The following is a 12,202-nucleotide window of genomic DNA, read 5'->3' as shown; positions in this document are numbered from 1 at the left end:
CATGCTCACCGGTAGCATGACCATCGCCGCCGAAGCGCTACAGATAACCCAACCCGCTGTCAGCAGGCTCATACGCGATCTCGAAGTCGTACTGTCGCTTCGATTGTTCCGCCGAGAAGGCAATCGCCTTATTCCAGGCGCGGAAGCTCAGCTCCTGTACTCTGAAGTCGACAAGTTTTATCAAGGTATCGAACGCATTGAGCGCATTGCGGAAGACTTGGTGACGCTACGCACAGGTACATTGAGAATTGGCTCAATGAGCACGCTCGGGTTGAGTGTCGTAGCCGAAGGCGTATGTCGTTTTGCTCGAAAACACCCCGAGGTCAGGACGTCTCTGGACGTTCGCAACTCGTTGGGCATTATGGAGCTGACATCGGCAAACCAGATTGATATAGGTTTTGTCCAGGTACCGTCAGGTGAGTATCCGGGGATTCAGTCGATCCCCCTGCCCCCGATCAATGCCGTCTGTGTAATGCCTGTTGACGATATATTGGCGAGTAAAGAAGTAGTGACACTTGATGACTTGCATGAACGCCGCTTGATTTCATTGAACACCAATAACCCATTACAGCGCCGTATCACTTCAGCAATGGAAGCGCGCGGTATCGTCAGCCTGTCCTCTGTCGAAACCACCGCCGCTCACTCCGCCTGCGGCATGGTGTCAGGTGGCCTCGGGCTCACCGTGTGCGACCCCTTTACGGCTTCCTACTCGAAATACCCGGGGATTACCTTTAGAAAACTGGATGAAACCATTCCCTTCGAGATTTCCATAGTATTCCCCAGCCATCAGCAACGATCCAAGCTGGCTTCGGACTTCATGCAGATTATGGAAAACATCTTCAAGTCGGAATTCATGTCCATGATTCCGCGTTCGGCGTATTAAGCGGGAGCAGGACCGATCAAGGATGTGCGGCCCTGCTCCAATGAGCATCAGCTCAGATAGCGCTCAACCAGCCTCGCCCAATAAGCGGCTCCAATGGGCAAGTTTTTGTCATTGAAGTCATACGCCGGGTTATGAATCATGCAACCATCCTCGCCAACGCCATTTCCCAATCTGAGGAAACAGCCCGGACGCTGCTCAAGCATGTAGGCAAAGTCTTCACTGGACATCAGTTGATCCGCATGGGCAATCACATGCTCATCACCTACCAGCTCACGGGCAATCTGCAAGGCAAACTCGGTTTCCGCAACGTTGTTATTGATCACGGGATAACCGGCCAAATAGTCGATCGTCGCCGTCGCGCCATAACTGGCAGCTTGGGCATGCACCAAGGCTTCGATACGTTCTTTCAACTGCTCCCGGACTTGCGTACTGAATGAGCGAATACTGAGTTCAAGGTAGGCGGTGTTGGAAATCACGTTATTGGCAACACCCGCCTGTAGCAATCCGACGGTCACCACCGCAGGCTCGATAGGATTGATATTGCGGGCGACAATGGTCTGAAGTGCCATAACCATACTCGACGCGACCACTACGGGGTCCACCGTCAAATGTGGGCGAGCCGCGTGACCACCCATGCCGTGGACAGTAATCGCCACTTTGTCGCTGGCCGACATGAACGCTCCGCTTCGAAACAGGAACGTCCCCGGAGCTTCACCAGGATGGTTATGCAACCCATATACCGCGTCACAGGGAAACCGCTCAAAGAGACCATCGTTCACCATGCGTTGTGCACCGCTATCAAAGCCTTTCTCTTCCGCCGGTTGGAAGTACAGATGCACTGTTCCGTTGAAGTTACGCGTACGCGCCAGGTACTCGGCCGCCCCCAGCAACATTGTGGTATGGCCATCATGTCCGCAAGCGTGCATTTTTCCGTGATAGACGCTGGCATAAGGCAGGCCGGTCTGCTCGGTCAGAGGCAGCGCATCCATATCTGCCCGTATGCCAATACTTTTACCTGAGCCGACGGTCAGGCTGCCGACCACCCCTGTCTCTCCTACGCCCTCCGTGACCCTGAAGCCCCATGCCCGAAGTTTGTCAGCCACCAGCTGCGAGGTTTGAAACTCTTCGTACGCCATTTCCGGATGCTGGTGAATATGATGGCGGATACGTGTCAGTTCAGCAGTTTGAGGGCGCAAGTCCTCGACTTCGCAATAGTGAAGTTCAGTCTTCATTACAGTGAATTCCCAACAATGAGGTGGACGTTGTAAAGCATTACTCGCGAGATGAACCGGGGGTATCAGTCAGTCGCCTGGTTTGGCAAACGCAACGTAAGGGTGCAAATCCCGCCGATCACCAACAGCGTGGCCATTGCGGCCATGCCTTCGACGAACGAACCGGTAAAGGTCTTCAATCCGCCAATAATCGAAGGGCTGACGAACCCTCCGAAGGCACCAATGCTGTTGATGAAGGCAATTCCACCGGCGGCGGCAGTGCCTTTCAGATAGCTGGTGGGGCGTACCCAAAACACGGCGTAAGCGGCATAAGTCGAAAGCGTCGCGAGGGTGATACTGCCCAGCGCAAGCGTGAGGTTGCCCGCACTGAAACCCGTCAACAGCAAACCGATAGCCCCCAGGAATGCAGGCACGGCACCATGCCAGCGTCGCTCACTAAGACGATCAGAACTTCGCGCATTCACCAACATCGCAATAATGGCGGCGATGTAAGGGATCATCGAATAGAGACCAATTTCGAAAATGTCCTTTACTCCGGCGTCCCGCAATAAGGTCGGCAGCCAGAAACTTACCGTATACAGGCCGCAGATCAGACAGAAGTAAATCAGGGCCATCCAATAGACACGCCAGTCTTTGAGGGCTGCAGCGAATGTATGCTGCTTTAGCGCCCGCACCTGTTCCAGATCATCAGCCAACAGTTTCTTTTCTTCTGCAGTCAGCCATTTAGCCTGCGCGGGAGTGTCGTTCAAAAAGAAGTACGCCGTTATACCGAGCAATATGCAGGGCGCGCCTTCAAGGATGAACATCCACTGCCAGCCTGCAAGGCCATGGGTATTGGCGAACGCACCCATGATCCAGGCCGATAGGGGCCCGCCGATAATATTCGAAACGGGGCCTGCCAGCAGCACACACGCCATGACTTGAGCCCGACGTTTACCTGAGAACCAGAACGTCAGATAGAGGATCATTCCCGGTGCAAATCCGGCTTCAAAGACGCCAAGAAAAAACCGCAGGACATAGAAACTGGTGGTGTCGTGCACAAACAACATCGCGGTTGAAGTGGCGCCCCACAGGAACATGATGCGACTCAGCGTTTTGCGTACGCCAACTCGAGCAAGCCAGAGATTACTCGGCACTTCGAACATCACATAGCCGATGAAGAAAATCCCGGCGGCCAAGCCATAAGCGGCATCCGTCAGGCCGAACTCTTGCTGCATCGCAAGCTTGGCGTAGCTGATATTGACCCGGTCCAGATATGCCAGCACGTAGCACAACAACAGGAACGGCAACAGGCGCCAACTGATTTTCCGATAGGCCTGGCGCAAAACCAAGTCATTGGGGGGAATCGAAGTGACAAGCATGTCTGCTTGAGCCATTGGGGAGTCCTCATGAATACCGCATTTATTCTTTTTGTGTGGATGGAATGCGCCTGGCGCTGCCCATTGACAACGAGTATGGGGAGAGGAAAAACTCCAAACAATAGCAATACCTCACGTCGAGCGTTGCTTTTAAGTCAACAGACAGCAGGTGACTACTTTGCAGAAATCCGGGCTTAATGAAAGGCGCCTTCATTACTTTTCAGAAGTCGCGGAGGTCGGCTCCATTCGCGGCGCAGCGGATCGGTTGAACGTCGAACCTTCGGTGATCAGCCGACAGATCCAGCAGTTGGAAGACGAGTTGGGCGTGCAACTTTTACAACGTCACGGCCGAGGCATCATTCCCACGGAAGCCGCCAAATTGGTGATCAACCATTGCCGTGAAAGGCGTTCAAGCGAGGCGCTGCTGCTGACTCAGATTTCCGAGTTGAAGGGCCTGGAAAGAGGCGAAATCCATATCGTGGCAGGCGAAGGATTCATCGAAGAGCTTGTCCGCTGGGTGCTTCAGGACTTTTGCCAGCAGTACCCTAAACTGGTCGTTACCCTGGAGTTCGCCAATGCGGTGGACGTCGTACGCATGCTCGCGAATGATCAGGCGCATATCGGCCTGGCTTTTCGCCCGCCTATCGACCCAGCAGTTCGTACCGTCATGACGCGCAAGCAACCCATGTGCGTGATTACCTGGCCAGGTCATCCACTCACCCAAAAAAAGCAACCACTGGCATTGAGCGATGTGGTTCCTTACCCCGTTGGCCTTATGTCCAGAGGCTTCGGCTTGAGCAACCTCGTGAAGTTGGCGGAATATTCCGATCGCATTCAATTCGAATCCAGCCTGGTCACCAATTCGATCGCCACACTGAAAAGCTACGTCAAGGCACACCTCGGGGTCACCTTTCTGTCCGCGCACGCCGTTGCCAATGAGGTCGCAGAAGGCCAACTCGTGGCGCTCAGAACCAAGAACGAGGTATTCGAAAGTGCAGAAGCTCACCTGATGGTCCGGGCTGGCCGGCAACTGTCGATTGCTGCGGAGCGACTCTTGGATATGTTAAATACAAACGCCGTATTCCATTGTTCTTGAGCGCTGTTTTTTTACTTTAGAAACGCCACAACCTCAACAACAGCGTTGTGGCGACGGAGCGCGTTTAGATCACTTCAACTCGGTTGAATAGTTTACCGGCACCCACAACCACGATTTACCCTGCGCACGTAAATGTCCGAGGCCGGGGAACGAGATGTGCGCGGCGCCGACGAGCGCGCCCTCCCGTGCTGCCAGGGTGAACACTGTCTCGCGGGAAGCCGAGGCGGCCTTCTTGTCCGTGTCAAAGCCGATGGTCACCGACGGATCGGTGAACTGCACAGCGCCAGCATGGATAAGGTCGCCGGCGACGATCATCCTCTGCCCTTTACTCTCGACGATGTAGCTTGTGTGGCCGACGGTATGGCCATAGCTGGACCAGGCCTTGATGCCGGGGAGGATTTCCCCGCTGCCGTGGAAAGGCTGAAATTTTCCTATAGCGATGTACGGGTTGAGCGACGCCATCGCACCTTTCACAAATTCCGGAACGAAGCTTTTGGGGTCGGCCGAGGCTTTATCCAGCGTGGCCTGAGAGAGCCAGTAATCAGCGTCGTGCTGGTCGGCATGGATCGTGGCGTTCGGAAATACGATGGCACCCTTGGCGACAAGGCCGCCAACGTGGTCCGGGTGCATGTGGGTGATGAGGATGTCATCGACCTGCTCAGGTTTGTAGCCAGCAGCCTCCAGGTTGGCCGCCAGCTTACCCAGCGTAGGTCCGAAGAGCGCGCCTGCGCCGGTATCAATCAGGATCAGTTTCTCGCCGGTATTGACGAGATATGCATTCGTCGAAGTCTCGGTCGGCACGCCGAGGAAGGCGTTGCGCAGCGCAGCGGTGGTCTTTGCTGCCGGCTCACTCAGTAACTTGTCGAATGGCGCATCGATGGTCCCATCGCTCAGCGCCGTAATCTCGAAGTCTCCCAGCATCGTCCGGTAGAAGCCAGGCGCCTGGGTCTTGACCTGAGGCGCGGCGGCGAAGGCCATCGTCGGGGCACCGACGGCGCCCAGTGCCAGCGCGACGGCAAGGGCGGTAGAACTCAGGGCTCGGGTAAACGTATTCGTGTTCATAGGACGTCTTTCGTCAGTTGGAATCGAAGGCATCCTATTCAAGGGATTTTTACTTTTGAAATCGATACTTCGCATGCCAGGCATGAGAGCAGTAAATATCTGCCAACAACCTGTCACTCTCCGTCCCAAGGGGGTCGCAGCGCGAGTCCTACGCGTCAGGAAAGAGCGCTGAGTTTGAGTTGTTGGCGGAACCAACTGTGTGCCAGGTCTTTGTCAAAGCGTGCGTGCCAGGTGGAGAACAAATTGAAACTCCGTACCTCGAACGGCAGAGGAAGGGACGCCAGCGAACACTGGTAGCGACTCAGAAAGCGGGAGGGAAGCGCACACACAAAGTCTGTGTTCTGGAGCAGCAAGGGAACGATGTTGTAGTACGGCACGGATACCCCAACGCGACGCGAATGGCCGTTCTCTGCGAGTACATCGTCGATAAAACCATGGAAACCATTCGCCGCGCCCGATACAACCACATGTTCCAGTTGCAGGTACTCATCCATCGTAGGTGGCGCGGTCCCACGGGGATGGTCCATTCGCTGAGCCATCCTGAAGTCTTCCTGCAGCAACAACTCGTGGGACAGGTTGACCGCAGCGCTACGCGAGCCTAATGCGACGTCGATCTCGCCGCTCTCCAACTGTCCAGCAAGGTGGGTCGGGTCGATCGCACGTATCGAAACACGAATGCCCGATGGGCTCGCGGCCTTTACGAGTTGAAGCAGTCGGGGGGCGATGATCGCGGCGGCGTTATCGTTCGCGCCAATTACAAATGTCCGATCTGACTTGGCGGGATCAAACACAGGAACATCACCAACTACGACTTCCAACACCTGCAACGCCTGACGCAGTGGCTGGCGCAAATGCTCGGCGCGCGCTGTAAGCACCATGCCTTTTCCGGATTGCGCAGGGATGAGTAGAGGATCGCCGAACAGATCACGCAGCCGAGACAGCTGCGCGGATAATGCCGATTGCGTCAAATTCAGCTTTGCAGCCGCTCGAGTAACATTTTTCTCCTCAAGCATGACACTCAGGGAAGTGAGCAGCGCCAGGTTGTGTCCAGTCAGATTCATTTGGTTGGATCCGTCCCCCAAAGCAAAACGGCCGCGACGTCATAACTCATATCAAACATAAATGGCCTTCCAGTAAAGACAATCTTTGAGCGAGTTTAAGCGCTGTCTCCATCGCCGGGAATGGCCCCCGGGACTGGCTGTGATAGAAAATCCCCGCGGACTTCACTCACAAAGGTATCAACATGAACACTCCAATCGCGATCATCGGTGCGGGGCTCGGTGGATTGACCCTCGCGCGGGTGCTTCATGTCCACGGTATCGCGGCGACCATCTACGAGGCGGAAACGTCGGCAAAAGCGCGTAGCCAAGGCGGTCTGCTCGATATTCACGAATACAACGGCCAGCTCGCGCTCAAGACAGCCGGGCTCTACGACAAGTTTCTCGGCATCATAATCGAGGGCGCTGATGCGAAGCGGATATGCGATCACCACGGCAACCTCTTGCTTGATTGGCCCAGCGCGGATAAAGGCGCTCGGCCTGAGGTAGAGCGCGGAGATCTGCGCAGAATTCTGCTTGAATCACTGCCTACCGATACGATTCGCTGGGGACACAAGCTCACTGCCGTTGCCTCGCTCGGCGGCGGGCGGCATGGGCTGACCTTCGCTAACGGCGCAACCGTGACTACCGACTTTTTGGTGGGTGCCGACGGCGCCTGGTCAAGAGTTCGCCCACTGCTTTCCGAAGTAAAACCTGCATACGCTGGCATCTCCTTCATCGAAACATTCCTGTTTGACGGTAACAGTCGCTACGCAGCCAGCGCAGAATTGGTTGGTGATGGCACCCTGATGGCGGTGGTACCTAATAAAGGCATTCTTGCCCACCGCCACCCGAACGGAACCCTGCAAACCTACGTAGCACTAAACAGGTCTGAAGACTGGTTCGCTCGCCTCGATCTCTCCGATCCAATGGCTGCCATGGCCCTTCTCGCCGACGAGTTTGATGGCTGGGCACCGGAACTGACAGCGCTGATCACCGATGGTGATACTAACCCTGTGCTTCGCCCGATCCATGCGCTCCCCATCGAGCACAAATGGGACCGCGTCCCCGGAGTGACACTACTTGGCGATGCTGCGCACCTGATGTCGCCGTTTGCTGGCGAAGGTGCCAACCTCGCAATGTACGATGGTGCTCTGCTGGGCGAGGCCATTGTCGCCAACCCCGGAAGTGTCGAAACCGCGCTGATCGCGTATGAAAAGGAACTCTTCCCCCGCAGTGCAGAGACTGCTGCGGAAACGGACAGAAACCTCAAGTTGTTTTTCAACGACAACTCACCGCAGGGCCTGATTGACCTGTTCATCCAGTATTTGCCGGGCTAATGACCGCTCTCACTGAAGTCTGCTCCAGACTTCAGTCAATGAGTGAAACCCAACTTGGAATCAGCGATACGCCGGTACGTCTGTCGGTGGGTGTCGAGGACCTGCACACCGACTCGGCTCAGGCTCTGGCGAAGGTCTAAATCAGACAGTCAGCTAGGACGCAGACACCTGCAACGCGAGCTGCGATCCGGGTGGTGGGTGACGATGGAGGCCTGTGGTGACCAAACGATTCGCCGACCCATTAAGCCCGCACGAATCGCTGCGCCATAACCCGCAACAAGCAATCATTCTCTCCTGCAGCGCCAATCACCTGCACCCCCACCGGCATCTTCCTAACCAGCCCCACCGGCAGGCTGATCGCAGGCAAACCGATGAGGTTCCAGGCACTGTTGTGGCCTAGGAGTGCGGCGCGCACATCGATGTCCTGCTCGCCCACCCGGAGCTCGCGCGCATCGACGGCTGTCGCGGTAATTGGCACGCTCGGCGAGACCAGGAAGTCATAGTGCTCGAACACGCGCGCCATCGCCGCTTTGAGCGGTACCTGGCTCGCCTGTGCGCGGATGTACTGCCAGCCCCTGACTTCACGCGACACTTCGAGACGCTCGCGCACCTCATGCTCGAAAGTATGCGGTGCATCTGCATGCGCTCGGCATGCACATCGAAGGCTTCGGTGCTTAGCAGCACCAGCAACGCGTCTTTCATTTCGGCCGCCAGCGGCACCAGTTCCGCCGTATCCTGCAGCGCCTAGCCAAATAGCAGATGCGCCGCCTGCTAGGCCTGTCGATCCAACTCCGCGCCGACCGGCCAGCAGCAGATGCTCGGCTTCTGAAAAGCAGGCAACCGGAAGCACAGCAACCTCAACCCCTTAACCATCATTTCAATTCACTCGAGGCCACCATATGTACTTATGTACTATAGAGAAATGATTCCGGAAAATAATCTGACGGTGATAACAACGTCGACATTACGCCAATAGTAGATCGACACTATTAAACCGGCAGGAGGACCCGCGATGAGTGAAATTATGGCCAACCTCAAATCTTTCCAGATGCATATTAAAAAACCATACAGCTCCGCTCCTAGGGAGCTGCTAACTGTTTCTAGTTAAAAGGAGTCCTATCGCCGGCCGGGTATCTTGGTGATCGGCAGCTGTCGGCCCAGAGTGTGTAAAAACGCGCTGATGCACTGTCGGCGCGCAGCGCTGACGATTGTTAGCTGAGTAATTGCTCACAACAAGTCCTGCGGATCATCACGAGGGCCTGGGAGCCCATAGCTCCGAAATTGCGCTCCACTTGACCACCCGTTTGCATTCGACCCGACCACTCACTTGCATTCGTCCTGACCAACGATTGCATCGGATTTGACCAACACGCGTTGTAACCATGATCGGCAGAGAACGACCAAAAGCAGGAATTGACCTTGACCGCATGATTTTATATTTGCGTCATAATCGAGTTGTTATATTCGAAAGGCGGAAGTGGTCGTTCCGTGTATGCGTTGTGGTCATACTGCGTACGATTTCCGCTCAAAGAGACGCCCCACCCATAAAATCCTTAAAAAACAGCTGTCTGCCACCTTAGACATTGGGAACTTTGATGTGAGAAACATCTCTTGAGCAAGAAAGATTGAACTCAGTGACGAATCACCTGCTGCAAAAATGTGCGAGCACGGTCAGACTTAGGTGCATCAAAGAACTCAGTAGGTGAAGCTGACTCTACTATCCGTCCGGCATCCATAAACACCACTCGTGATGCAACAGAACGGGCAAAACCAATTTCATGGGTGACCACAATCATAGTCATACCTTCATTCGCCACCTCAGTCATCACATCGAGGACTTCACGAACCATTTCAGGGTCCAGCGCAGCAGTAGGCTCATCGAAAAGCATTACTCGAGGTTTCATACACAAGGCACGAGCAATGGCTACACGTTGCTGTTGACCACCAGAAAGTTGATCAGGATAACGATCAGCCAGATGAGGAAGGTGTACACGAGCAAGATAAAATTCCGCCAGCTCCACGGCATCTCTTTTGGACATTTTCTTGACTTTCTGCAATGCAATAGTGCAGTTTTCCAAGACTGTAAGATTGGGGAACAAATTAAATTGCTGGAAAACCATACCGACTTCTAGACGAACACGATCCAAGGTCGATCGGTCTCGCGTTAACTCATAGCCAGCCACCCTGACTATCCCTTTATCGTGACCTTCAATACCGTTTATGCAACGAATTAACGTAGACTTACCAGAGCCAGAAGGGCCGCAAACGACAATCCGCTCACCAGGTGTTACGTTAAACTGAACATTATCCAAACAACGAAAGTTACCGTACCATTTAGATACGCTTTCCAGTTGAACAACACTCTTGGAACTAGAGATGTTACCATTCGTTTGAATCATAGAGTTTTTCATTACTTACCTCCAGCCCGAGCAGGAACCGATGACCTAATGCCACGCGAGTATCTCCGCTCCAAACGCGCCTGACAGCCCTCAAGGATCGCCGACATAATCCAGTATATAAGTGCTGCCGTGATTAGCATTTCCATATTACGGAAGTCTGCGCGGCCGATTGCCCGTGCCAGATACATCATCTCCCAAACACCCATTGCTGAAACGAGCGCACTATCCTTAAGCATCATAATAAACTGATTACCCGTAGCAGGGACGATAAGTCGTAACGACTGTGGCAAAACAATCCACCGAAGAACCTGCATTTTTCCTAGTGCAAGAGCATCAGCAGCCTCCCATTGTCCTCGAGGAATAGCAGTGATCCCACCACGAAAAATCTCAGCCATATAAGCACCGTAATTCAAAGCCAATGCGAGAATCCCCGCGGGGACTGCGGGAATTGTCAGCCCTGCCTGAGGCAAGCCAAGATAAATGATCAATATTTGAAGTAGAAGTGGTGTTCCTCGAAAAAAACGAAATGTAAAAAAGACGCAATGCCATATGTAAACCCGTCTCCAAAAAGTTTGGCCAGTGCAGCTAATAGCGCAAGAACCATTGCAAGCGCAATCGAAGCTGCACATATAAAAAGAGTCAGAGCTGCACCTTGTAAAAATCCATCCTTTAACTCAAAACCAAGAATCGATTTCGCTTTTTGCAGCGCGTACGCTGGTTCAAAATCAAAAGAGGAACAAAAGAGAACGAACAGGAGCGCCAGTTCCAGCCATACTAAAACTACTGCAAGTCGAAATGGGGTCCGACGGATAATTAGCCAGTTACCAAACAAAAGGAGTGTACCCAGCAGCGTCTTGTAAGATATTCCAGCCCAGCCGGAAATTTCAAACTTGCTAAACAAGGCAAATGCACCGAGCAAAAGTAAAATAGCTCCACAGACTATATCGCGTTTAATTCGACGTGATTCTGAGCTTACAGGCTTCACAAGTGGCGCACATTGTTCATCGAGAGGCAAAAACACTTGTGAATCCTTAGGTATTGTTTTAATTGACATTTCAGGAGCTCCCGCACCAACAAAGATACTGACGAGCACTTTGTTGGTGTCAGCATTATAAATTACTTGATCGACACACTAAGTTAGCTGTCACTACGTATAGTCGATGAATAGTCTGCGTGAAACCATTTCTCCGAGAGCTGTTTCAGCACGCCGTCTTTTTTCATCGAGTCAACCGCTTGCTGGATATGACCAACAAGTTCGGGGTCGCCTTTCTCAATTGCCACACCTAATGGCTCATAAAATAGAGGACCACCTACTTGACGAATTGGATAGCCTGATTTTATCGCACCCAGAATTGCTTGCTGTGAAACAACTACTGCGTCAAGGCGAACACCATCGCCTAACCGAAGATCATCCAGTGCCGTAGCCTCTCCCTCGTATGTCGTCATGACAGGGTCTTTCACTTGAAACATAAAAGGGACTTGGCCATCTGAGTCGATATTTAGTGTTCCAAGGAGGTACTGTTCATATGTCGAACCCGCTTGGGTACCAACTTTTTTCCCGCTGGCATCCGAGGCGGACTGAATAGTTGTGTTCTTTGCGTGAACAGCTATACCACCGGGTGCATAGTAATAAATAGCTGGAAAATCTAGTACTCGTCGACGCTGAGCAGTTGGGGTCATAGAACCAACAGAAAGGTCCCACCTGCCTTGCCAGTTACCAGCCGTGATAACATCCCAGCTTGGGGTGACAAAACGTACATTGACGCCAATCCGTTTGGCTATTTCACGCGCAACT

General features: G+C 53.6%; 12 protein-coding genes. 3 read left to right on the top strand and 9 right to left on the bottom strand.

What is annotated here, in order from left to right; all coding sequences use genetic code 11:
- The first annotated feature begins 1 nt into the window (after position 1).
- Positions 2–883 (top strand): LysR substrate-binding domain-containing protein, encoded by an 882-nt coding sequence (locus HT737_RS28455; protein WP_182404483.1) that lies wholly within the window; start codon positions 2–4, stop codon positions 881–883.
- A 47-nt stretch (positions 884–930) separates the two neighbouring features.
- Here the strand turns inward: HT737_RS28455 and HT737_RS28450 are convergent, their stop codons facing one another.
- Both HT737_RS28450 and HT737_RS28445 read right to left on the bottom strand, forming a co-directional pair.
- Positions 931–2,115: a M20 aminoacylase family protein gene (locus HT737_RS28450; protein WP_182404482.1), complete on the bottom strand. Its 1,185-nt coding sequence runs from the start codon at positions 2,113–2,115 to the stop codon at positions 931–933.
- A gap of 65 nt (positions 2,116–2,180) precedes the next feature.
- Positions 2,181–3,491, bottom strand: coding sequence for an MFS transporter (locus HT737_RS28445; RefSeq protein WP_182404481.1), 1,311 nt, complete (start codon positions 3,489–3,491; stop codon positions 2,181–2,183).
- A 151-nt stretch (positions 3,492–3,642) separates the two neighbouring features.
- Here HT737_RS28445 and HT737_RS28440 point away from each other — a divergent pair, with 151 nt between their 5' ends.
- Positions 3,643–4,569 carry a LysR family transcriptional regulator gene (locus HT737_RS28440; protein WP_374011205.1) on the top strand — a complete coding sequence of 309 codons (927 nt, stop codon included), beginning with the start codon at positions 3,643–3,645 and terminating at the stop codon, positions 4,567–4,569.
- Between the two features lie 69 nt (positions 4,570–4,638).
- Here HT737_RS28440 and HT737_RS28435 read toward each other — a convergent pair whose 3' ends face one another.
- Together HT737_RS28435 and HT737_RS28430 are read right to left on the bottom strand one after the other, a co-directional pair.
- Positions 4,639–5,631 carry an MBL fold metallo-hydrolase gene (locus HT737_RS28435; RefSeq protein ID WP_182404480.1) on the bottom strand — a complete coding sequence of 331 codons (993 nt, stop codon included), beginning with the start codon at positions 5,629–5,631 and terminating at the stop codon, positions 4,639–4,641.
- Positions 5,632–5,786: 155 nt separating this feature from the next.
- Positions 5,787–6,692, bottom strand: coding sequence for a LysR family transcriptional regulator (locus HT737_RS28430; RefSeq protein ID WP_182404479.1), 906 nt, complete (start codon positions 6,690–6,692; stop codon positions 5,787–5,789).
- Positions 6,693–6,874: 182 nt separating this feature from the next.
- On the opposite strand from HT737_RS28430, the gene HT737_RS28425 reads away from it, so the two are divergent.
- Entirely contained in the window at positions 6,875–8,008 is a 1,134-nt protein-coding gene (locus HT737_RS28425) for an NAD(P)/FAD-dependent oxidoreductase (protein ID WP_182404478.1), read from the top strand.
- A gap of 241 nt (positions 8,009–8,249) precedes the next feature.
- Here HT737_RS28425 and HT737_RS28420 read toward each other — a convergent pair whose 3' ends face one another.
- From HT737_RS28420 to HT737_RS28405, 5 genes are all read right to left on the bottom strand, one after another.
- Positions 8,250–8,618, bottom strand: coding sequence for an amidase family protein (locus HT737_RS28420; RefSeq protein WP_374011204.1), 369 nt, complete (start codon positions 8,616–8,618; stop codon positions 8,250–8,252).
- A 1,021-nt stretch (positions 8,619–9,639) separates the two neighbouring features.
- On the bottom strand, positions 9,640–10,407 hold the full coding sequence (locus HT737_RS28415) for an amino acid ABC transporter ATP-binding protein (RefSeq protein WP_182404484.1): 768 nt from the start codon (positions 10,405–10,407) through the stop codon (positions 9,640–9,642).
- 11 nt (positions 10,408–10,418) lie between these two features.
- Positions 10,419–10,895, bottom strand: coding sequence for an amino acid ABC transporter permease (locus HT737_RS32095; protein WP_306287295.1), 477 nt, complete (start codon positions 10,893–10,895; stop codon positions 10,419–10,421).
- The gene (locus tag HT737_RS32090; protein WP_306287294.1) at positions 10,892–11,461 is read right to left on the bottom strand and encodes a hypothetical protein; all 570 of its coding nucleotides are present in this window, start codon (positions 11,459–11,461) and stop codon (positions 10,892–10,894) included. The genes HT737_RS32095 and HT737_RS32090 overlap by 4 nt, the downstream gene beginning before the upstream one ends.
- An 83-nt stretch (positions 11,462–11,544) precedes the next feature.
- The coding region (locus tag HT737_RS28405; protein WP_182404477.1) for a transporter substrate-binding domain-containing protein at positions 11,545–12,202 on the bottom strand (658 nt) is incomplete at its 5' end.

The organism is Pseudomonas sp. MD195_PC81_125 (assembly GCF_014060985.1).
GTDB classification, from domain to species: domain Bacteria; phylum Pseudomonadota; class Gammaproteobacteria; order Pseudomonadales; family Pseudomonadaceae; genus Aquipseudomonas; species Aquipseudomonas parakoreensis.
The sequence above is the reverse complement of the archived record's forward strand: the minus strand, read 5'-3'. Positions and strand labels throughout refer to the sequence as shown.